General features: G+C 57.2%; 19 protein-coding genes. 7 read left to right on the top strand and 12 right to left on the bottom strand.

Translation table 11 applies throughout. From position 1 onward, the window contains the following. Positions 1-176: 176 nt before the first annotated feature. Entirely contained in the window at positions 177-1568 is a 1392-nt protein-coding gene (locus tag RVY89_RS18795) for a glycoside-pentoside-hexuronide family transporter (RefSeq protein WP_484826137.1), read from the top strand. Positions 1569-1580: 12 nt separating this feature from the next. Further along, on the top strand, positions 1581-3899 hold the full coding sequence (gene yicI / locus RVY89_RS18790) for an alpha-xylosidase (RefSeq protein WP_484826136.1): 2319 nt from the start codon (positions 1581-1583) through the stop codon (positions 3897-3899). 60 nt (positions 3900-3959) lie between these two features. On the opposite strand, the gene RVY89_RS18785 is transcribed toward yicI, so the two are convergent. Further along, entirely contained in the window at positions 3960-5663 is a 1704-nt protein-coding gene (locus RVY89_RS18785; protein ID WP_484826135.1) for an AsmA family protein, read from the bottom strand. Between the two features lie 119 nt (positions 5664-5782). Next, complete coding sequence (gene xanP / locus RVY89_RS18780) at positions 5783-7174, bottom strand: xanthine/proton symporter XanP (RefSeq protein WP_014881972.1); 1392 nt, start codon at positions 7172-7174, stop codon at positions 5783-5785. Between the two features lie 225 nt (positions 7175-7399). Here xanP and gltS point away from each other — a divergent pair, with 225 nt between their 5' ends. Continuing rightward, positions 7400-8602 (top strand): sodium/glutamate symporter, encoded by a 1203-nt coding sequence (gene gltS, locus RVY89_RS18775; protein WP_484826134.1) that lies wholly within the window; start codon positions 7400-7402, stop codon positions 8600-8602. Position 8603: 1 nt separating this feature from the next. Here the strand turns inward: gltS and recG are convergent, their stop codons facing one another. Genes recG through gmk form a run of 5 tightly spaced genes read right to left on the bottom strand, consistent with a single transcriptional unit; the run spans position 8604 to position 14470 of the window. Further along, positions 8604-10685 (bottom strand): ATP-dependent DNA helicase RecG, encoded by a 2082-nt coding sequence (gene recG, locus RVY89_RS18770; RefSeq protein ID WP_371899089.1) that lies wholly within the window; start codon positions 10683-10685, stop codon positions 8604-8606. A gap of 3 nt (positions 10686-10688) precedes the next feature. Next, positions 10689-11378, bottom strand: a complete 690-nt coding sequence (gene trmH / locus RVY89_RS18765) for a tRNA (guanosine(18)-2'-O)-methyltransferase TrmH (protein WP_024906644.1) — start codon at positions 11376-11378, stop codon at positions 10689-10691. Positions 11379-11382: 4 nt separating this feature from the next. Beyond that, entirely contained in the window at positions 11383-13497 is a 2115-nt protein-coding gene (gene spoT / locus RVY89_RS18760; RefSeq protein WP_023309883.1) for a bifunctional GTP diphosphokinase/guanosine-3',5'-bis pyrophosphate 3'-pyrophosphohydrolase, read from the bottom strand. A 19-nt stretch (positions 13498-13516) separates the two neighbouring features. Continuing rightward, positions 13517-13792 carry a DNA-directed RNA polymerase subunit omega gene (gene rpoZ / locus RVY89_RS18755; protein WP_000135058.1) on the bottom strand — a complete coding sequence of 92 codons (276 nt, stop codon included), beginning with the start codon at positions 13790-13792 and terminating at the stop codon, positions 13517-13519. A 54-nt stretch (positions 13793-13846) separates the two neighbouring features. Further along, positions 13847-14470 carry a guanylate kinase gene (gene gmk / locus RVY89_RS18750; protein WP_010426438.1) on the bottom strand — a complete coding sequence of 208 codons (624 nt, stop codon included), beginning with the start codon at positions 14468-14470 and terminating at the stop codon, positions 13847-13849. A gap of 251 nt (positions 14471-14721) precedes the next feature. Here gmk and ligB point away from each other — a divergent pair, with 251 nt between their 5' ends. Beyond that, entirely contained in the window at positions 14722-16392 is a 1671-nt protein-coding gene (ligB, locus tag RVY89_RS18745; protein WP_484826133.1) for an NAD-dependent DNA ligase LigB, read from the top strand. 2 nt (positions 16393-16394) lie between these two features. On the opposite strand, the gene RVY89_RS18740 is transcribed toward ligB, so the two are convergent. Further along, positions 16395-17012, bottom strand: a complete 618-nt coding sequence (locus RVY89_RS18740; protein ID WP_023334014.1) for a trimeric intracellular cation channel family protein — start codon at positions 17010-17012, stop codon at positions 16395-16397. A gap of 205 nt (positions 17013-17217) precedes the next feature. Continuing rightward, positions 17218-18081: a YicC/YloC family endoribonuclease gene (locus RVY89_RS18735; protein ID WP_484826132.1), complete on the bottom strand. Its 864-nt coding sequence runs from the start codon at positions 18079-18081 to the stop codon at positions 17218-17220. Between the two features lie 125 nt (positions 18082-18206). On the opposite strand from RVY89_RS18735, the gene rph reads away from it, so the two are divergent. Together rph and pyrE are read left to right on the top strand one after the other, a co-directional pair. Continuing rightward, a complete protein-coding gene (rph, locus tag RVY89_RS18730) occupies positions 18207-18923 on the top strand; it encodes a ribonuclease PH (RefSeq protein ID WP_484826131.1) in 717 nt (238 codons plus the stop codon). A 66-nt stretch (positions 18924-18989) separates the two neighbouring features. Next, on the top strand, positions 18990-19631 hold the full coding sequence (gene pyrE / locus RVY89_RS18725; RefSeq protein WP_126786494.1) for an orotate phosphoribosyltransferase: 642 nt from the start codon (positions 18990-18992) through the stop codon (positions 19629-19631). 82 nt (positions 19632-19713) lie between these two features. Here the strand turns inward: pyrE and slmA are convergent, their stop codons facing one another. The 3 genes from slmA to coaBC all read right to left on the bottom strand — a co-directional run bounded on the left by slmA (position 19714) and on the right by coaBC (position 22078). Further along, positions 19714-20310 (bottom strand): nucleoid occlusion factor SlmA, encoded by a 597-nt coding sequence (slmA, locus tag RVY89_RS18720; RefSeq protein WP_008502690.1) that lies wholly within the window; start codon positions 20308-20310, stop codon positions 19714-19716. Between the two features lie 120 nt (positions 20311-20430). Next, a complete protein-coding gene (dut, locus tag RVY89_RS18715; RefSeq protein WP_008502691.1) occupies positions 20431-20889 on the bottom strand; it encodes a dUTP diphosphatase in 459 nt (152 codons plus the stop codon). Next, complete coding sequence (gene coaBC, locus RVY89_RS18710; protein WP_484827959.1) at positions 20867-22078, bottom strand: bifunctional phosphopantothenoylcysteine decarboxylase/phosphopantothenate--cysteine ligase CoaBC; 1212 nt, start codon at positions 22076-22078, stop codon at positions 20867-20869. Before coaBC ends, dut begins: the two co-directional genes overlap by 23 nt. Positions 22079-22250: 172 nt before the next feature. Between coaBC and radC the strand changes: the two genes are divergently transcribed. Beyond that, complete coding sequence (gene radC / locus RVY89_RS18705; protein WP_023309889.1) at positions 22251-22919, top strand: RadC family protein; 669 nt, start codon at positions 22251-22253, stop codon at positions 22917-22919. Positions 22920-22960 lie beyond the last annotated feature (41 nt).

Raw genomic sequence — 22960 nt, 5'->3', positions numbered from 1 at the left:
AGTTAATTCCTAACAAAATCCTCATGTTAGCCTTTCTTGCTTCCCAACATTTACCGCGATCACAAAAAACAAGAAACGTAATCTGCTAACCAGAAAACGCAATACACGCTCCTGAAACAATGGTTTAAAACGTTGTAACCGGTCTCAGCGCCCCCTACAGCGTGAAGGATAAAAAGATGAGCGAAGTATTGTCAGTTAAAGAGAAGATTGGCTACGGCATGGGAGACGCCGCCAGCCACATCATTTTTGATAACGTCATGTTGTACATGATGTTTTTCTACACCGATATTTTCGGCATTCCCGCCGGGTTTGTCGGCACCATGTTCCTGCTGGCGCGCGCGCTGGATGCGATCTCCGACCCGTGCATGGGGCTTATTGCCGACCGCACCCGCAGCCGCTGGGGCAAGTTCCGACCGTGGATTTTGTTCGGCGCGATCCCGTTCGGCATCGTCTGCGTGCTGGCCTACACCACGCCGGACCTCAGCCTCAACGGCAAAATGGTTTACGCCGCCGTTACCTACACGCTGCTGACCCTGCTCTATACCGTGGTCAACATCCCCTACTGCGCGCTCGGCGGCGTGATCACCAACGACCCGACGCAGCGTATCTCCCTTCAGTCCTGGCGCTTTGTGCTGGCGACGGCGGGCGGCATGCTCTCCACGGTGCTGATGATGCCGCTGGTGAATCTCATTGGCGGCGACGATAAGGCGCTCGGCTTCCAGGGCGGGATCGCCGTGCTGTCGGTGGTCGCGTTCCTGATGCTGGCGTTCTGCTTCTTTACCACCAAAGAGCGCATCCAGGTGCCGCCGAGCACCACCTCCATGAGGGAAGACCTGCGCGACATCTGGCACAACGACCAGTGGCGCGTCGTCGGCGTGCTGACCATCCTCAACATCCTCGCCGTCTGCGTGCGCGGCGGCGCGATGATGTACTACTGCACCTGGATCATGGGCTCGCCGGAGGTGTTCGTCGCGTTCCTCACCACCTACTGCGTCGGCAACCTGATCGGCTCCGCGCTGGCGAAACCGCTCACCGACTGGAAGTGCAAGGTCAGCATCTTCTGGTGGACCAACGCCGCGCTGGCAGTGGTCAGCGTGGCGATGTTCTTCGTCCCGATGCATGCCACCGTGCTGATGTTCGCCTTTATCTTCGTCATTGGCGTGTTGCACCAGCTGGTGACGCCAATCCAGTGGGTAATGATGTCCGATACCGTCGACTACGGCGAATGGACCAACGGCAAACGCCTTACCGGCATCAGCTTTGCAGGCACGCTGTTCGTGCTGAAGCTGGGTCTGGCGCTGGGCGGGGCGATGATCGGCTGGATGCTGGCAGGCGGCGGCTACGACGCGGCGGCTAAAACCCAGAACAGCGCGACCATCAGCATCATTATCGGCCTGTTTACCCTGGCTCCGGCGGTCTGCTACGTGCTGAGTGCCATCATCGCCAAACGCTACTACACGCTGAAAACCCCATTCCTGACCAAAATCCTGGGCGAACTGGCGCAGGGCGCGCGCCGCAATCAGCAGGAGTTTGAAACCCTGCCGGTCAGCAAAGAATTACAGAACTAAGAGGACGAGAGTATGAAAATCAGTGATGGAAACTGGCTTATTCAACCGGGCCTGAACGTGACCTATCCGGTTCAGGTGTTCGACGTGGAGCAGCAGGGCAATGACCTGGTGGTTTATGTGGCGCCGCGCGACGTGCGCGAACGCACCTGGCAACTCGACACGTTGATGTTCACGGTGCGCCTGTTTGCTCCACAGGAAGGGATTGTCGGGGTGCGCATCGAGCACTTCCAGGGCGCGCTGAATAACGGCCCGCACTATCCGCTGAACGTTCTGAAAGACGTGAAGGTTGAGATTGAAAACAACGCCGAGTTTGCCGAACTGAAAAGCGGCAGCGTCAGCGTGCGCGTCACCAAAGGCGAGTCCTGGGCGCTGGATTTCCTGCGCAATGGCCAGCGCATTACCGGCAGCCAGCTGAAAAACAACGGCTACGTGCAGGACAGCAATACCGATCGCAATTACATTTTCGAACGTCTGGATCTGGGCGTGGGGGAAACCGTCTACGGTCTGGGCGAGCGCTTCACCGCGCTGGTGCGCAACGGCCAGACGGTCGAGACCTGGAACCGCGACGGCGGCACCAGCACCGAGCAGTCCTATAAAAATATCCCGTTCTACCTGACCAACCGCGGCTACGGCGTGCTGGTGAATCATCCGGAAAACGTCTCGTTTGAAGTCGGCTCCGAGAAGGTCTCCAAAGTGCAGTTCAGCGTGGAAGGGGAATATCTTGAGTACTTCGTGATCGACGGCCCGACGCCGAAAGAGGTGCTGAACCGCTATACGCAGTTCACCGGGCGTCCGGCGCTGCCGCCTGCCTGGTCGTTCGGCCTGTGGCTCACTACCTCGTTCACTACCAACTACGACGAAGAGACGGTAAACAGCTTTATCGACGGCATGGCCGAGCGCGACCTGCCGCTGCACGTGTTCCACTTCGACTGCTTCTGGATGAAGGCCTTCCAGTGGTGCGACTTCGAGTGGGACCCGGTGACCTTCCCGGATCCGGAAGGCATGATCCGCCGCCTGAAAGAGAAAGAGCTGAAGGTCTGCGTGTGGATTAACCCGTACATTGGCCAGAAATCCCCGATCTTCCGGGAGCTGAAAGAGAAGGGCTATCTGCTCAAGCGCCCGGACGGCTCCCTGTGGCAGTGGGACAAATGGCAGCCGGGGCTGGCGATTTACGACTTCACCAATCCGGAAGCGTGCCGGTGGTATGCCGACAGGCTGAAGGGCCTGGTGGAGATCGGCGTCGACTGCTTCAAGACCGACTTCGGCGAGCGTATCCCGACCGACGTGCAGTGGTTCGACGGGTCCGATCCGCAGAAGATGCACAACCACTACGCCTACATCTATAACGAGCTGGTGTGGAACGTGCTGAAAGAAACGGTGGGTGAAGAAGAGTCGGTGCTGTTTGCTCGTTCGGCGTCCGTCGGTGCGCAGCAGTTCCCGGTGCACTGGGGCGGCGACTGCTACGCCAACTATGAATCGATGGCGGAAAGCCTGCGCGGCGGGCTGTCGATTGGCCTGTCCGGCTTCGGGTTCTGGAGCCACGATATCGGCGGGTTCGAAAACACCGCCCCGGCGCACGTCTACAAGCGCTGGTGCGCGTTCGGGCTTTTCTCCAGCCACAGCCGCCTGCACGGTAGCAAATCCTACCGCGTGCCGTGGGCGTACGATGATGAGTCCTGCGACGTGGTGCGCCACTTCACGCAGCTGAAGTGCCAGCTGATGCCGTACCTGTACCGTCAGGCGGCGCTGGCCCGCGAGCTCGGCACGCCGATGCTGCGCGCGATGATGCTGGAGTTCCCGGACGATCCGGCGTGCGATTACCTCGACCGCCAGTACATGCTGGGGGATTCGTTGATGGTCGCGCCCGTGTTCTCCGAGGCGGGCGACGTGCAGTTCTTCCTGCCGGAAGGCCACTGGACGCACCTGTGGCACAACGATGAAATTCAGGGCAGCCGCTGGCATAAGCAGCAGCACGATTTCATGAGCCTGCCGGTCTACGTGCGCGACAACACGCTGCTGGCGCTGGGTAACAATAACCAGAAGCCGGACTACGCGTGGAACGAGGGGACGGCCTTCCAGCTGTTTAAGCTGGACGACGGTGCAACGGCGGTGAGCGAAGTGCCTGCGGCGGACGGCTCCGTGGCGTTTACGCTGAAGGCGTCACGTCGGGGCGACATCGTGACCTTTACCGGCGCGGGAGACGCGCAAAACTGGTCGGTATGCTTGCGCAACGTGCAGAAGTTGAGCGGCGTTAAGGGCGGCTCACACGCGGGCAGCGAGTGGGGTGTGGTGGTGAAAGCGGAGGGGGATGAGGTGGTGGTTCACCTTTAATTCCCCTCACCCTAACCCTCTCCCCAAAGGGGCGAGGGAATGGTTTGCACCCTCTCCCTTTCAGGGAGAGGGCTGGGGTGAGGGTGGCGTTGAAACCACACCGCCCATCATCGTCTGCTGCACCTGCTGCTTATCCATATTTACCGCGCTCAGCTTCCCATTTACCGTTGGCTTCAGCGGGGCATTTGCCTGCACGCTGCCGCTGGCGGTGAGCTGAATATTGCCGTCGCCCGCAATCGGCAGCGCAGGCCAGCCCCACTGCTGCAGCACGTTGAGCGGCACGCCGCGCCCGTTCAGGCTCACCGTAGTCTGCCGCTGCGGAAGCTGTGAAACCGTCGCCGTGGCTTCCAGAATGCCTTTCTCGGTAAACGCGCTCAGGTCGGTAATGTTTACCGTGGCGGCGTTGGCATTCAGCGCCAGCGACGGACGGCGCACGTCCACGCGGTTAAAGGTCGCCGCCGCGCCGTTCAGGGTTGCGCTGCCGCCCCAGACGCCCCACTGGCGATCTTTCGCCAGCTGCAGGTTTGCGCCATAGCCGTCCAGAGAGGTGATTTGCCACGGGAAGGCGGGATCGATGTCGATCACCAGGTTGCGGCTCAGGCCAAATTTGTGCAGCGTGACGCTGTTCAGCCATTCCGGTAGAGGCTCCATCCACAGCGTTTTCCAGTTCTGTGGCAGGGTGTACTCCAGCCCGGCGATGGCGACATCGTCCAGGACCAGCGCTTTACCGTCGCGCAGCCAGTTGCCGGAGGTGCGTACCATGCCGCCTTCCCACCGAGAGGTGAACTGACGCAGCGCCATGCCCTGCGGGGAAAACTCCGCGTTCAGGATCGGGTCAAACAGATGCAGGGAGCCGTAGATAAACTCGCTGGCGTTCATCGACAGACGACCCTCCTGGCTCTGCCAGTCGCCTTTGCTGAGAGTCAGATTGCGCAGGCTTAAATCGAGATCGGTCACCGCCCAGTCCGGGCCCTGAAGCCGGGCATCGGTCACGTCCAGACGACCAATCTGCAGAGAGGGGATAGTGGCCAGCGGCGCGAAGAACGCGGTCAGCGTTTTATCGCTCTGCAGGCGGATTTCGTTCAGACGCATGGTGTCGATAATCCAGCTCCCGTCGGCGTTGCGCAGGGCGGAGCCGGTGAGTGAGCCCCGGGCCATATCGGCACCAATCGTGTTCAGCACCACCTCCTTGCCGTTAAGCTGGCCCTCGATCAGCACGTTGGTGGCCGGTACGCCGTTCAGAGTCAGCGAGCCTGCGCTCATCTGGATCTGCGCGTTGTTCCCCAGCACGTTGCCGGCCTCCGGCTGCCATGGGCTGACGCCGCCCGTGACTTTCTGCGCGCTCAAGTCCCATTCGGTATTCGGGCTGTTAAAGGCCATGTTGTTCAGCTGCAGGCGATCCGCCTGGAAAGGCAGCGGCGCCGTCTGCGGCGAGAGATTCAGCGTGCCGTCGAACAGGGTGATGGTGTCCATATGCAGCGGATCGGTTATCTGGCGGCTGCTCAGGCCAATATCGACTTTTTTGGCTACCAGCGTGGCGGGTTTTCCGTCCCGACCGAAGGTGACGTTTTCCAGAATGATGTGGGAAGGCGACGAAAAGCGGTGATTCATCTTGTCGAAACTGAGTTCATAGTCGGTATTCACCGTCACCCAGCTGCTGACCTGAGACGCGCCCCAGCGGGTCTGGAGCAGAATGTAGAACGCCAGTAGCACAATGAGCAGGGCTACCAGAAGATAGATGAGGAGCTTTCCAATAAATTTCATGGTCTTCCATCCCGCAAAACGCACATAAGGGAGTTATGCACGATTTATGCGCAATCCTCAAGGCGGGAATGGTGTAATTAGATGTCACGGCAGGCATTGACTGCCTGCCGTGAGAGAAATCAATTTTTCTCAGGCGGGAAAACGAGGTTCAGCACGATAGCGGTGATACCGCCCGCGGCAATGCCGGAAGAGAGCAGGTTTTTCACCCAGTCCGGGGCAAACTGCAGGATCAGCGGCTGCTGAGAAACGCCCAGACCCACGGCCAGCGATAGCGCTATAATCATGATCGCGCGGCGGTTCAGCGGCTCGCGGGAGACGATACGCACGCCGGAAGCCGCGATAGTGCCGAACATGACCAGCGTTGCGCCGCCCAGCACCGGCTCAGGAATGTGCTGCACAAAGCCGCTTACCGCCGGGAACAGGCCGAGTACGATCAGCATCAGCGCCACCACAAAACCGACGTAGCGGCTGGCAACGCCGGTCAGCTGGATCACGCCGTTGTTCTGACCGAAGCAGGAGTTCGGGAAGGTGTTGAATACCGCAGAGACAAACGAGTTCAGACCGTTCGCCAGCACGCCGCCTTTCAGGCGCTTCATGTACAGCGGGCCGGAAACGGGCTGCTCGGAGACGTCGGAGGTGGCAGTGATGTCGCCGATGGTCTCCAGAGAGGTGATCATAAAGACCAGCATCAGCGGCAGGAGCAGGCCCCAGTCAATGCCCAGACCGTAGTACAGCGGCGTAGGGACAGTGATCAGCGCGCTGTTGGTCGGCGCGGTGTTCTCCGGCAGCATGCCCAGCGCCCAGGCCAGCAGGTAACCCGCCGCCATGGCGATCACCAGCGAGGCGACGCGCAGGTAAGGGTTACGCTGACGGTTAAGCAGAATAATGATGGCCAGCACGACGCCTGCCAGCAGCAGGTTTTTCGGCGCGCCGAAGGTGTGGTCGCTCATGGCGGCATAGCCGCCGCCGATGGAGGTCAGGCCCACCTGGATCAGCGACAGGCCGATAATCATCACGACGACGCCAGAAACCAGCGGGGTGATAACGCGGCGAGCCAGATGCAGAACGCGGGAGATCACCATCTCCGTACAGCTGGCCAGCATCAGCGTGCCAAACAGCGCCGCCATCATGGTCGGGACATCCGCGCCGCCGGTTTTCAGGGCCGTACCGCCCATGATCAGGGGAGCCACAAAGTTAAAGCTGGTGCCCTGAATCGACAATAATCCTGACCCCACCGGACCCCATGCTTTAATTTGAATAATCGAGGCCACGCCGGAGGCGAAGAGAGACATGCTGATAATGTGCTGCGTGTCCTGCGCCGGTAAGCCGAGCGCCTGGCAAATCAACAGCGCCGGAGTGATCACCGCAACAAACATCGCCAGAAGATGCTGGCAGGCGGCGAAAAGCGTCTGCGGCAGCGGCGGGCGGTCTTCAAGGCGGTAAATCAGTTCGCTATTTTGCTTCTGCGCAATCGGTTGCGCATCAGGCGACTCTATGGTGTTAACGGACATCGGCGGCAATCCCACGGTGGAAAAGCGGGCATTTTATCTGACCACCTGGTAAAAGCAAACGATTGCCAGCAAAAAAAGGCAAGAAAATCTGCCGCTGTGAGCAGGTTTTCTACAACGCATCGGGGAAAAAAATTACACTTTTTGCGCCGGGGGCTCATGAAGAGCGCAAACCGGCCCAGGATAACGCCGCGTGTGTATGGAACACGCGCAAAAAAGGAGCCTTCAATGATTCATCTCGACACGCTGTCGACACTCGTTGCCGCAACGCTGGTTTTACTGCTTGGTCGTAAGCTGGTACATAGCGTTTCCATTCTGAAGAAATACACTATTCCTGAGCCTGTCGCCGGTGGTCTGCTGGTGGCGCTGGCCCTGCTGGTGCTGAAAAAAAGCCTGGGCTGGGAAATCGATTTTGATATGTCCCTGAAAGACCCGCTGATGCTGGCTTTCTTTGCCACCATCGGCCTGAATGCCAACCTGGCGAGCCTGCGGGCGGGCGGTAAGGTGCTCGGTGTATTTTTGATTGTGGTGGTGGGGCTGCTGCTGATGCAAAACGCCATTGGTATCGGGATGGCGTCGCTGCTGGGACTGGATCCGCTGATGGGGCTGCTGGCGGGGTCGATTACCCTGTCAGGCGGTCACGGTACCGGAGCCGCGTGGAGCAAGTTGTTTATCGAGCGCTACGGGTTTGAAAACGCGACGGAAGTGGCGATGGCATGCGCGACCTTTGGGCTGGTGCTGGGTGGCCTGATTGGCGGCCCGGTGGCACGCTATCTGGTGAAGCACTCCACCACGCCGGACGGCAGGCCGGACGATGAACTGGTGCCGACGGCATTCGAAAAGCCGGACGTCGGGCGCAGCATTACCTCGCTGGTGCTGATTGAAACCATCGCGACGATCGCCATCTGCCTGACCGTGGGCAAAGTGGTTGCGCAATGGCTGGCGGGCTCAGCGTTTGAGCTACCAACGTTTGTCTGCGTGCTGTTTATCGGGGTGATCCTGAGCAACGGTCTGGCGCTGATGGGCTTCTACCGCGTGTTTGAACGGGCGGTGTCGGTGCTCGGCAATGTCTGCCTGTCGCTGTTCCTCGCGATGGCGCTGATGAGCCTCAAGCTGTGGGAGCTGGCCTCGCTGGCGCTGCCGATGGTGGCGATTCTGGCGGTACAGACCCTGTTTATGGCGCTGTACGCCATGTTTGTCACCTGGCGGATGATGGGCAAAAACTACGATGCGGCGGTGCTGGCGGCGGGTCACTGCGGGTTTGGTCTGGGGGCCACCCCAACGGCTATCGCCAATATGCAGGCGATCGCCGAACGCTTTGGACCATCGCACATGGCGTTTCTGGTGGTCCCGATGGTCGGGGCGTTCTTTATTGATATCGTCAACGCGCTGGTGATTAAGCTGTACCTGATGCTGCCGATGTTTGCCTGAATCAGGCGTTGGAATAGCGTTCGGTTTCCGGCATCCAGCGTTCAATTAACGCTGCCGCTTGTTCGGGGTAGCGCTCGTGAATGTGGCGGGCGAGGCGCTGAACTTCGGGGATCATGGCCTGATCGCGCAGCAAATCCGCCACTTTGAATTCCGCGTTCCCCGTTTGACGCGTGCCCAGCAGCTCACCGGGGCCTCGGATCTCCAGGTCTTTTTGCGCAATCACAAAACCGTCGTTGCTGTCGCGCAGCACCTGCAAACGCATTTGGGCGGTTTTCGAGAGCGGGGCTTTGTAGAGCAGGACGCAGTGGGACGCTACCGCGCCACGGCCAACGCGTCCGCGCAGCTGGTGGAGCTGGGCAAGGCCCAGACGCTCCGGGTTTTCGATAATCATCAGGCTGGAGTTCGGGACGTCCACGCCGACTTCGATTACCGTGGTGGCGATCAGCAGATGCAAATCACCCTGTTTGAACGACTGCATCACCGCCTGCTTTTCGGCAGGCTTCATGCGTCCGTGAACCAGGCCCACGTTCAGCTCCGGCAGCGCCAGCTTAAGCTCTTCCCACGTGGCTTCGGCAGCCTGCGCTTCCAGCAGTTCCGACTCTTCAATCAGCGTACAAACCCAGTAGGCCTGACGCCCTTCGTGGGTGCAGGCGTTGCGCACGCGGTCGATGATATCGCTGCGGCGCGTGTCAGGAATGGCGACCGTTGTGACCGGCGTACGGCCCGGCGGCAGTTCGTCTATGGTAGAAGTATCCAGATCGGCGTAAGCCGTCATCGCCAGGGTGCGCGGGATCGGCGTGGCGGTCATGATCAGCTGATGCGGGTGGAAGCCCTGCTGCAGACCTTTCTCCCACAGCGCCAGACGCTGATGCACGCCGAAGCGGTGCTGTTCATCGATAATCACCAGCGCAAGGCCGTTGAACTGCACCTGCTCCTGGAAGATAGCGTGCGTGCCGACAATCATCTGCACCTGCCCGCTAGCGATGGCCTCCTGTTGCGCAAGGCGCGCTTTTCCTTTTTGCTTCCCGGCAAGCCAGCCCACTTCAATACCGAGTGGCGCAAACCAGGCGCGGAAATTGTTGGCGTGCTGTTCTGCCAGCAGCTCGGTCGGCGCCATGAGCGCCACCTGTTTACCGTTAGCAATCGCGCGCAGGGCCGCCAGCGCGGCAACCAGCGTTTTACCGGAGCCCACGTCGCCCTGCACAAGGCGCATCATCGGCACGTCGAGCGCCATATCGCGTTCGATTTCGGCGGTGACGCGCGCCTGCGCGCCGGTGGGTTTAAACGGCAGCGATGCCAGCAGCTTATCTTTGAGCGCATCATTCTGGCTTAACGGCTGAGCGTGGAAACGCTGCGCGCCCGCGCGAAGCGCCAGCATGCTCAGGTTATGTGCCAGTAATTCCTCAAGGATAAGACGCTGTTGAGCGGGGTGTTTACCGCTTTCTAAATCGCTGAGCTGCAGCGTTGGCGGCGGGCGGTGCAGGGTTCGCAGCGCCTCGGGCAGGCTCATCATGCCCTGCGCCAGCTCGGGCGGCAGCAGCTCGGTAATGGCGCAGGTATCCAGCAGCTCCAGCGCCTGATCGGTGAGCTTGCGCAGCGTTGCCTGCTTGATGCCTTCGGTTGTCGGGTAAACCGGGGTGAGCGTCTCCTGCATTTCCGGCGTGCTGAGATCGCCCTGCACGCGGTACTCCGGATGGATCATCTCTGCGCCGTATTTCCCGCGTTTGGCTTCGCCATAGGCCAGCACCCTGCGGCCCGTTGCCAGGCTGTTTTTCATCGCCGCGCTGAAGTTGAAAAAACGCATGGTGAGAATGCCGGTGCCGTCGCTGATCTGACAGGTCATCATCCGGCGTCCGCCGAAGGTGATGTTGCAGTTCAGGACTTCGCCTTCAACGGTGGCGTAAATGGCGGGAAGGAGATCGCCAATCTTGTATAGCTGGGTGCGGTCTTCGTAACGCAGGGGGAGGTGAAGCAGGAGATCCTGCACCGTGTGCAGGCCAATTTTCGCCAGCTTATTGCTTTGCGCCGCGCCCACGCCCGTCAGGCTGTTAAGCGGGATGGCATCCAGCAGGCGGCCTTTCATCGCTTACCCGGCGTACTGCATAGTGGCCCACCACTCGGCATCGGCTTCAATTTCGCCCTGCGCGTTGACGTGGGGGTAAGGCAATTTTTTCTGCTTCGCAACGCGAGCCAGCACCGGATAGCCACCTTCAAACAGCAGGCGCTGCTGTTCCTCTTCCGGCAGCATGCTGTTGCTGCGCTCGTACATCCCTGCATTCTGACGCTGACGCTGCGCTTCATACAGAATAAGCGCGGACGCCACGGAGACGTTGAGAGACTGGACCATGCCGATCATCGGAATGATGATGTCCCGATCCGCCAGATCCAGCGCTTCCTGGGTGATCCCGGTTTTCTCCTGACCCATCAAAATGCAGGTCGGGCGGGTGTAGTCGATCTCGCGGAAATCTACGGCTTTAGCGGACAGGTTAGTGGCCAGGATCTGCATCCCGCGTCCTTTCAGGTGCGATACGGCTTCGCCAATGGTGTGATGATTTTTGACAGAGACCCAGCTGTTGCTGCCAGCCGCCGCTGAGACCGTATTGCGCATACGGCCGTCCGGCCAGACGGCGTGCACTTCATGCACGCCGACGGCATCTGCGGTACGGACGATAGCAGAGACATTATGCGGTTTATGGACCTGCTCCATGCAGACCGTCAGGTCAGGCTGACGCCTGGCGAGCATTTCGCATATCCGCGCATAACGTTGTGAATTCATAAACCTAGTTTCGGTTTCGGGTGACTTTAATCACGTCCGGCATGACGCGGATCTTGCGCATAATATTCGCCAGATGCACGCGATCGCGGGCGGTCAGACGAATAAAGGCGCTATACACGCGGCCATCTTTTTCTTCTGTATTCAGGCTCTGAATGTTGGAAGAAGCCGTGTTGATCGCTGCCGTCAGGTTCGCCAGGGCACCCTGGTGGTTGAACATATCCACCTTAATTTCGGTGATAAATTCCTGCGCGGTCTCTTTATCCCACTCGACCGCCATAAACTTCTCGGCTTCTTTCTGGTAGCCGCGAATGTTACGACAGGATTCGTGGTGGATAACCAGCCCTTTGCCCGGACTGACGTGCGCAATAATCGGGTCGCCAGGAATTGGACGACAGCATTTTGCGAAGGTGATCAGCACCCCGTCCGCGCCTTTAATCGGCAGGTGTCCATGGCTTTGCGTGGTTGCAGGGACCGCTGTCGTGTCGCCTTGCTGCAGGTTCTTCGCCACCACCACGCTCATGGCGTTGCCGAGGCCAATCTCTGCCAGCAGGTCGTCAAGCGACGCGAGCTTCATGCGCTCCAGCTCACGCTGTACGTTCTCCTGCGGAATTTCAGCCAGCTTACGGCTGCCGCCCAACGCGTGGTTGAGCAGACGACGCCCCAGGCTGACGGAATCATCGCGCTTGAGGTTTTTCAGCAGCTGGCGAATTTTGGCGCGTGCTTTGGAGCTCACGACAAAGTTCAGCCAGGCGGCGTTTGGACGTGCGCCCGGCGCGGTAATAATTTCTACCGTCTGGCCGCTGGAGAGCGGCTGAGACAGCGGATAAGGCTGTCTGTCGACGCGCGCGCCGACGCAGGCATGCCCGATATCGGTATGCACGGCGTAAGCGAAGTCGACCGGCGTTGCGCCCGCAGGCAGTTCGACAATACGACCTTCTGGGGTGAAAACGTAAATCTCATCCGGGAAGAGATCGGATTTAACGCTCTCGATAAATTCAAACGAGCTACCCGCACTCTGCTGAAGCTCCAGCAGGCTCTGCATCCAGCGCTGAGCGCGGATTTGTGCGGTCGTGCTGCTTTCGCCACCGTGCTCTTTATACGCCCAGTGTGCGGCAACACCCATCTCTGCCATCTGGTCCATGTCTTCGGTGCGAATTTGCACCTCAACAGGCACGCCGTGTGGCCCGATCATCGAGGTGTGCAAAGATTGATAGCCGTTCGCTTTTGGAATGGCGATGTAATCTTTCATACGCCCCGGACGCGGTTTGTAGAGGCTGTGCATCTGCCCCAGCACGCGATAACAGGTGTCTGAGTCATGCACAATCACGCGGAAGGCGTAGATATCCATGATCGAGTGAAAACGCTGCTCCTTGAGCACCATTTTGCAGTAGATGGAGTACAAATGTTTTTCGCGACCGCTGACGCGGCACGGGATTCCCGCTTCCTGTAAGCGCCCTTCAATTTCCGAGAGGATTTTTTGAATCATCTCTTTACGGTTACCGCGTGCGGCTTTCACCACCTCTTTAATCACACGATAGCGGTTCGGGTACAACGCTTCAAAACCCAGCTCTTCCAGCTCGGTTTTAATGTGATGAATACCTAAACGGTGCGCCAGCGGACTGTAGATTTCGAGGGTTTCACGGGCAATGCGGCGACGTTTATCCGGGCGAAGTGAGCCCAGCGTGCGCATGTTGTGGGTACGGTCAGCAAGTTTGATGAGAATGACGCGAATATCCTGCACCATCGCCATAATCATCTTGCGGAAGTTTTCGGCTTGCGCCTCTTTCTTGTCGCGGAAATTCAGCTTATCAAGCTTAGAGACCCCTTCCACCAGTTCGGCAACGCTTTTGCCAAACAGCTGTTCCATGTCCTGATAAGTGGCAGGGGTATCTTCGATCACGTCGTGCAGCAGAGCGGCCATGAGCGTTTCGTAGTCGAGTTTCATCTCGGCCAGAATACAGGCCACCGCTACCGGGTGCGTGATATAGGGTTCACCGCTTGAACGTGTCTGGCCCTCGTGAGCGTCACGTGCAACGAGATACGCCTGCTGAAGACGCTTAATCTGGTCTTCAGGCAGGTAGGTTTGAATCAGTTGATTCAGGCTTTCAAACAGATACAAGGGCGACCCGCAGGTTTAATTAACGACGACCTTCAGCAATAGCGGTTACGGCCTGCAGTTCTGCGGCTTCCTGCTCTTGCTGCTCCTGGCGCTCACGCACGTCGAGGATCTGGTTGTTGATCAGACCTTCTTCGATTTCGCGAAGTGCAATAACGGTGGTTTTATCGTTTTCTTCCGGTACCAGCGGATCTTTACCGCCTACCTGCATCTGACGAGCGCGACGCGCGGCGACCAGCACCAGGTCAAAACGGTTACCAATTTTCTCTACAGCGTCCTGAACAGTTACGCGTGCCATACTTAAAATGCTCCACAGGTGAAGAAATGACTGGGCATGATACTGAAAGTGGGTTCAGTCTGCCAACAGTTTGGTGATTAATGCGTCATGTCGCTGCTTCTGGCGGCTCATACGCAGACGTTCTGCACGAAGAATAGTTTTGAGATCGCTCAGCGCGGCATCAAAATCATCATTCACAATAAGGTAATCATATTCCGCGTAATGGCTCATTTCTGCAACAGCCTGTTCCATACGCTTTGCGATCACTTCTTCGCTGTCCTGACCGCGGCCACGAAGGCGGCGATCCAGCTCATCTTTCGATGGCGGTAAAATAAAGATACTGCGCGAGTCAGGCATTTTCTTGCGAATTTGCTGTGCGCCCTGCCAGTCGATATCCAGGAACACATTCACGCCCGTGGCCAGAACCTGCTCAATGGTTTCACGCGAGGTACCGTAGTAATTACCGAATACTTCAGCGTGTTCAAGAAACGCGTCTCTGCCGATCATCGCTCTGAATTCGTCGTGATCCACAAAGAAATAGTGTTCACCGTGCACTTCACCCGGACGCGGCGCTCGCGTGGTGTGAGAAACAGAAACCTGTGTGTCGTACAACGGTTGGGTTTTTAACAGTGCCTGAATAAGGCTGGATTTACCCGCGCCACTAGGGGCAGAAACAATATAAAGCGTGCCTTGAGCCATGAGAGTCTTTTGTATGTGTTAACGAAGAAGTCCTACATACGGGCTTATTATACACGTCACCGCCGTGTGACGTAGCCTTTGTCACACTTTTTCCCCTCGATTATTGAATTTTGCGTGCCGTTTTCAGGTTTTATCTGTGGTTTTCAGTAACCAAAAGAAATACCGGATAGCGTCTCGCATTGCGAAACGTTGCCGTTAGCGTTGTTTCAGGCATCGGGGTATACCTCCTGCAACGCAAAGGAGGGGTAGCGATGTGGCGATGGATAAGCGGGTTAATGCTGTTGTGGTGTGGCTATGGCGCGGCGGTATGTCCGGTCTGGTCGCAGGCAAAAGCAGAGAAAGAGATGGCGTCGTTAAGCGCGCAAATCAAACGCTGGGATGAGGTTTACTGGAAGCAGGGCGTAAGCGAGGTTAACGACGAAGTTTACGATCAGCTTCACGGGCGTTTAACGCAGTGGCAGCGCTGTTTTGGCAGTGAGCCTTCAGAAGAGAAACTCCCCGTGCTGACGGGGAGCGTAAAACATCCCGTTGCCCATACGGGCGTACATAAGGTGGCCAGCAAAGAGGAACTGAGCAAGTGGATGCTAACGCGGCAACAGCTGTGGATGCAGCCCAAAGTTGACGGTGTGGCGGTAACGCTGGTCTATCGTGACGGAAAGTTAACCCAGGCTATCAGTCGCGGTGATGGCCTGAAAGGGGAAGACTGGACCGGGAAGGTACGTTTAATCCCGTCTGTTCCGCAAAAGCTCACCGGCAAGCTGGCGAACAGCGTCTTACAGGGCGAGCTTTTCTGGTTAAGCGAAAATCACATTCAGCGGCAGATGGGTGGGATGAACGCTCGCGCAAAGGTTGCGGGTGCGATGATGCGCCAAAAGGATAACGCGCTATTGAATAAGCTCGGCGTATTCATCTGGGCCTGGCCAGATGGGCCGAAAAATATGCAGACATCTTTAGCTGAACTGTCTCAGGCCGGTTTTACGCTGTCGGCACGGTATACGCTTCCCGCCGAATCTGTTGATGGCGTCGAGAAACAGCGCGCGGGCTGGCACGTGACCGCATTACCCTTTGCCACGGATGGCATTGTGGTGCGTTCGGCGGATGAACCCGCGGGCGAAGATTGGTTACCGGGAGAAGGCAACTGGGTCGTTGCGTGGAAATATCCTCCTGCAGCCCAGGTCGCTGAGGTGAGTGATATTCATTTTTCCGTAGGGAGAACGGGCAAAATGTCCGTTGTAGCCGCGCTGGAACCCGTGCAGCTGGATGATAAACAGGTGCAGCGGGTGAGTCTGGGCTCGGTTGAGCGCTGGCAGCGGCTGGATATTGCCCCGGGGGATCAGATCCAGGTCAGCCTGGCCGGGCAGGGTATTCCCCGGTTTGATAAGGTGGTCTGGCGCGGTACGGACAGACATAAACCTGAGCCTCCCGCCTCGCGTTATCATGCGCTTAGCTGTTTCTATGCTTCGCCGGAGTGTATGGAGCAGTTCTTTGCCCGACTGACGTGGCTCAGTTCAAAGCAGGTGTTTGATATTGAAGGATTAGGCGAGTCAGGCTGGCGAACCCTCTGGCAGGTTCATCATTTTGAACATCTCTTTTCATGGCTGTTATTAACGCAGGCGCAGCTGCAGGCTACACCGGGGTTTTCCTCAGCACGCGGGCTGGCGCTCTGGCACCGATTTAATCTGGTGCGCGAGAAGCCGTTTATCCGTTGGCTCATGGCAATGGGTGTGCCATTGACTCAGGCTTCGCTGAAGGCAATGGGAGACATATCGTGGCAGAAGATGAGCGGGCGCAACGCAAAGGACTGGCAGACCCTGCCGGGAACGGGAGAGGAGAAAGCGCGACAAATCGTTAACTGGATGCACGCGCCTCAGATTGATGTGCTGGCGAAATGGCTCGCTGAACAACACATCAACGGGTTCTGAAGCTAGTGGGCGCTGTGTTTGTAATGAAAAACGGGCAGCCCTAGCTTCAAACGCAGCGCCAGCATGCGGGCCGTAAAGCCAAACAGCAGCGTCGAGATGACCACCACGTCATGGTTCGAAACGTAATGCTGCAGAGCGATATAAAGCACCGCTGCCGCAAAGGAGATGCCGGCATACAGTTCTTTTTGAAAGACCAGAGGAATGCGCTTGCAGAACATATCGCGCAGCACACCGCCGAATACGCCCGTGACCACGGCGGCAATGGTAGCGATAACCGGTCCTTCCCCCATATCGAGCGCGATTTGCGCACCGATGATCGAAAAGACAATCAGCCCCAGCGCATCAAGCACCAGGAACAGGCGGCGAAGATGGGGCATAACGGGCGCCACTATGGTGGTTAATACGGCGGCCGTCGCCACGATAATCACGTACTCAGGGTGTTTAACCCAGCCGAGTGGGTAATGGCCAAGCAGAATGTCGCGCACGGAACCGCCGCCCAGCGCTGTCGCGGTAGCAATAATGATTACGCCGAAGGTGTCCATACGGCGACGTCCGGCTGCAAGCGCGCCGGTCATGGCTTCTGCGGTGATGCCAATGAGATAAAGGATGTGAAGCAGCATATACCCTCCGGTGTGAACGCGGGGGAGATTAGCGATTTGTGCGCAAGATCACGATTGAGATTTTCTAAGGCGAGTCATATTGCCCTATAAAATCTTATTAATCTATCTTGAGCAGGCTTGATGATAGGCGGTAATGCGTAAAAAATGACGTTGATAGGGATTAGAAATAATAATGGGTGGTGCGGTCGACACCACCCGAAAGTCATTACTCGATATTCTGGATCTGCTCGCGCATCTGCTCAATAAGCACTTTCAGCTCAATCGCTGAATTCGTCACTTCTGCATTGATCGACTTAGACGCCAGGGTGTTCGACTCGCGGTTGAACTCCTGCATCATAAAGTCCAGACGGCGGCCCACAGCTTCTTTCTTCTTCAGAATGTTGTAGGTTTCTTTAACGTGCGCTTCCAGACGGTCCAGCTCTTCAGCGACATCGATACGCTGTGCCATCAGCACCAGCTCTTGTTCCAGACGGGTGTTTTCCAGCTGAACTTCCGCTTCTTCCAGTTTGGCGACAAGGCGCTCGCGCTGCCATTGCAGAACTTCTGGCATATGGGCGCGGACTTTCGCTACTTCGATGCTCACGCCTTCAAGGCGCTGCTCAATCATCGCTTTCAGCGCCTGTCCTTCGGTTTCGCGGGCAACGATAAAGTCGTCCAGCGTTCCGTCGAGCGCTGCCAGGATTTCAGCGGCAATGGCATCCAGATCCTGCTCACCGGCCGCCATGACGCCAGGCCAGCGCAGAATATCAACCGGGTTGATTTCGCCTTCATCGCTCTGCATTTTGACCCAGTTCGCCGCATTCACGAGCTGTTTCGCCAGTTTTTCGTTGAGGATGAGTTCGCCCTGTGCGCTGGCATCAGGCTCAAAGCGCAGGTTACATTCCACTTTCCCGCGCGTCAGACGCGTACGGATGCGTTCACGTACGACAGGCTCAAGGCTGCGGAACTGCTCCGGCATACGGAAATACGTTTCCAGGTAACGCTGGTTTACCGAACGCATTTCCCATGTGGCGCTACCCCAGCTACCCTTGATTTCACGCCGGGCGTAGGCGGTCATACTGCGGATCATAGACATTCCCGTTTTTAAAGGAGAGATGGGGGGATTATAGCTTTCGGGGGCTTCTCAGGATAGGAATAAGCGCCCTTTATCCGTATAATGCGCAGCCACATTCGTTTCAAGCCGGAGAATCCATCATGCGTCCATCAGGTCGTAGCGCCAATCAGGTGCGTCCCGTCACCCTGACCCGTAACTATACAAAACACGCTGAAGGCTCCGTGCTGGTTGAGTTTGGTGACACAAAGGTTCTGTGCACCGCGTCCATCGAAGAAGGCGTTCCGCGCTTCCTTAAAGGCCAGGGCCAGGGCTGGATCACCGCAGAGTACGGCATGCTGCCGCGTGCGACCCATACCCGTAATGCCCGTGAAGCGGCAAAGGGTAAGCAGGGCGGTCGTACCATGGAGATTCAGCGTCTGATCGCGCGTGCGCTGCGCGCCGCCGTTGATCTGAAAATCCTCGGCGAATTCACCATCACGCTGGACTGCGATGTGATTCAGGCAGACGGCGGTACGCGTACGGCCTCCATTACTGGCGCATGCGTGGCGCTGGCGGATGCTCTGAATAAGCTGGTTGCGGCCGGTAAGCTGAAAACCAACCCAATGAAAGGCATGGTCGCGGCGGTGTCCGTGGGTATCGTTAACGGTGAAGCGCTTTGCGATCTGGAATACGTTGAAGATTCCGCAGCCGAAACCGACATGAACGTGGTGATGACCGAAGACGGTCGCATCATTGAAGTACAGGGCACGGCGGAAGTCGAGCCGTTCACCCACGAAGAGCTTCTCTCCCTGCTGGCGTTGGCCCGAGGGGGAATCGAATCCATTGTAACGACGCAGAAAGCGGCGTTAGAAAATTGATTTTAAAGGCGACCAATGAGTCGCCTTTTTTTTGCCTGTAAGACAGAAAACCAAAGGAGCAAATCCATGAAATCGTATCAGCGCCAGTTTATTGAGTTTGCGCTTAACAAGCAGGTACTTAAGTTTGGCGAATTTACGCTGAAATCCGGGCGTAAGAGTCCCTATTTCTTCAACGCCGGGCTGTTTAATACCGGGCGCGATCTGGCATTGTTAGGCCGTTTCTATGCCGAAGCGCTGGTAGATTCAGGGATTGATTTTGACCTGCTGTTTGGCCCGGCCTATAAAGGCATTCCAATTGCGACCACCACCGCGGTGGCTCTGGCGGAACACCATGACCGCGACGTGCCGTACTGCTTTAACCGCAAAGAGGCCAAAACCCACGGTGAAGGCGGGAATCTGGTCGGCAGCGCGCTGCAGGGCCGCATCATGCTGGTCGACGATGTGATCACGGCGGGCACGGCGATCCGAGAATCGATGGAGATTATTCAGGCCAACGGTGCGACGCTGGCTGGCGTGCTGATTTCTCTGGATCGACAGGAGCGTGGTCGTGGTGAAATTTCCGCTATTCAGGAAGTCGAGCGCGATTACAGCTGTAAAGTTACGTCGATTATCACCCTGAAAGATCTGATTGCGTATCTGGAAGAGAAGCCTGAGATGGCGGACCATCTTGCAGCGGTACGTGCGTACCGGGAAGAGTTCGGGGTGTAATTAAATTGCCCGGTGGCGATACGCTTACCGGGCCTATCCGTTCGTAGGCCGGATAAGGCGAAGCCGCCATCCGGCGATGGCGTTACTGTAATTGTGCCGCCACTAACGGCCAGCGGGCGTCAAAATCGTCCGTTGGACGGTATTTGAATTCGCTACGAACAAAGCGGGAGAGCATCCCTTCACAAAACGCCAGAATCTGGCTAGCCAGCAGCGTTTCATCAATGCTGTATCCTTCGCCTTCACGCATTTTCTTCTCGCGCAGTACCTGGCGCAGCTGCGCTTCAATGCGTTCGAAAAGCTGGTTAATGCGGCCCTGCAGTCTGTCCTGCTCAAACATCAGCGCGTGGCCGGTGAGGATACGGGTTAAGCCCGGATTCCGTTCACCGAAGCCCAGAATTAACAGCACAATCAGACGCAGACGCGCGGTGGTGTCTTTTTCGTCTTTCAGAATCAGGTTGATGCGCGTGATCAGGCTGTCTTCAATAAACTCGATCAGGCTATCGAACATCCGGGTCTTGCTCGGAAAATGACGGTACAGCGCCGCCTCAGACACGCCTACGGAGGCGGCCAGTTTAGCGGTGGTGATGCGTTGACTGCCATCGCTGGATTCAAGCATCAGAGCCAGAGATTGAAGTATTTCTTCGCGACGATTCCTTTTCGCGGTTTGTTTTTCTGCCATGTTACAAAATACCCCTGAAAATAAGCACTTGCCAGGCTGGCATCCACACAGCGACCGCAAACTGACGTTTGCGGTTTGTTATTGCATTATGACGCTGTGAGATACGTGTCTTTCGAGCCGTTATTTACGCCCGGAATGGCCGAAGCCGCCTTCGCCACGGTCTGTGGCGTCAAAGTCTGCCACCAGGTTAAATTCTGCCTGTACCACCGGTACAAAGACCATCTGTGCGATACGCTCGCCCGGTTCAATGGTGAAGCTGTCCTGACCACGGTTCCAGACGGAGACCATCAGCTGACCCTGATAATCGGAGTCGATCAAGCCCACCAGATTACCCAGCACAACGCCGTGCTTATGGCCCAGACCAGAACGCGGCAGGATCACCGCTGCCAGAGACGGGTCAGCAATGTGAATCGCCAGGCCCGTTGGAACCAGGGTAGTGGCACCCGGAGCCAGTTCTACGGCGTCATCGAGACAGGCGCGCAGGTCAAGACCGGCAGAGCCGGAGGTGGCATAGGTTGGCAGCGGGAATTGCTCGCCAACACGCGGGTCCAGAATCTTAACGTCGATTTTTTTCATCATAACGGGTAACGATCTCGTCCAGTAATTGTTGGCCCAGGAGTTCCTTGCGCTCAAGCGGTAAGACTTTATCTCCATCCTGCCAGAAAAGGTGCAATGCATTGCTGTCGCTGTTAAATCCTTGTGTGGCCAGCGATACGTCGTTCGCGCAAATCAAATCGAGGTTTTTGCGGGTACGTTTTTGCCGGGCATATTCTTCCACATTATTCGTTTCTGCGGCAAACCCAACAACGTATGGACGATGGCTTTTTAGTGCGGCGACTCCGGCAACAATGTCCGGGTTTTTAACCATTTTTAATGTTAATTCATCGCCTTGCTTTTTAATTTTAGCCTCGGCGATCGTCTCGGCACGATAGTCTGCGACGGCCGCACAGCCGATAAAAATCTGCTGGCTTTGCGCATGTGCCTGCACGGCGGCTTCCATCTCCAGAGCGGTGGTCACGTCAATTCGCTTCACAAACGCAGGGGTAGGCAGCGATACCGGGCCGCTCACAAGCGTGACGTTCGCGCCACGCCTTGCTGCGGCGGCGGCAATCGCAAAGCCCATTTTGCCGGAGCTGTGGTTAGTGATGTAGCGCACCGGATCCAGCGGCTCGCGCGTGGGACCCGCGGTAATCATGATGTTGAGATGTTGCAGATCGTTGACAGGCGAAAAATGGGCTGCGGCCATATCAACAATCGTCAGCGGATCAAGCATGCGGCCCGGGCCAACGTCGCCGCAGGCCTGGCTGCCGCTGTCCGGGCCCCAGATAAGCAGACCGCGTGAGGCCAGCGTCTCCAGATTGCGCTGGGTGGCCGCATTACGGTACATCTGCTGGTTCATGGCAGGAACGACGGCAACAGGCGCAGGCGTGGCCAGACAAATGGTAGAGACCAGCTCGTTTGCCATACCGGCCGCCACCCGAGCGATTAAATCAGCCGTGGCGGGGGCGAGGATAACGAGGTCTGCCCATTTACCCAGCTCAATATGGCCCATCGCGGCTTCGGCGGCCGGATCGAGCAGGCTGTCAGATACCGGGTATCCTGAAACGGCCTGCAGGCTCAGGGGAGTGATAAAGGCTTTACCGCCTTCGGTTATCGCGACCCGCACGTCAGCCCCGCGCTCGCGCAGACGACGCACCAGCTCCGGCGCTTTATAAGCAGCAATGCCGCCGCTCACGCCAAGAACGATTTTTTTACCGGCCAGGCTCATCATGATTCTTTCCTGTTGGGTTTCACCAGAGAGCGGGCATTTTATCACAATCCCCAAATCGGGGTGATTTTGTCCTTCGACCAGTTTGCGAGGCGCTACGCAAGAATGCAATCTGGCCGTCGAGCGACGGATTGGCCTGTGGCAGCATGCGGTTAAAAAAGGGAGAAAGAGTATGGAAGAAGAGGATGAGGAGCTGCTGCCGCGCGAAAAACTGCTGCGCTATGGCGTCACTCTGTTAAAAGACGATGAACTATTGGCGCTCTTTTTACGTACCGGAACGCCAGGAAAAACGGTATTTACGCTGGCAAAAGAGCTGATAGCACATTTCGGTTCGCTATACGGTTTACTGACTGCCGATCTGGCGCAGTTTAAGCACGTTGAGGGGATCGGTGTGGCGAAATATGCCCAGCTGAGGGGCATTGCTGAACTTGCCCGCCGTTTTTACAATGTCCGTATGGAGAAGGAAGATCCGATCCTGACGCCAGAAATGACGCGTGAATTCCTGCAAAGTCAGTTAACCGATATTGAACGCGAGATCTTTATGGTGATCTTTGTCGATAACAGAAATCGAGTGCTTAAACATAGCTGTCTCTTTGCGGGCACATTGAGCCACGTTGAGGTGCATCCGCGTGAAATTGTGCGGGAAGCGATAAAAGTGAATGCAGCGGGCGTGATCCTCGCGCATAATCACCCCTCTGGCTGTGCAGAACCGAGCAGAGCTGACAAAGAAATCACCGAACGCATTATCAAATGCTGTCAATTCATGGACATTCGTGTGCTGGACCATCTGATAATTGGCCGCGGTGAGTACATTTCTTTCGCAGAACATGGCTGGATTTAGGCTATTTCTCGCGATCCATCGGGATCTTTGTCTGTTCGGGA

The sequence above is a fragment of the Enterobacter sp. 3U4 genome, from assembly GCF_057224565.1.
This window is presented reverse-complemented; position numbering and strand designations above follow the sequence as displayed.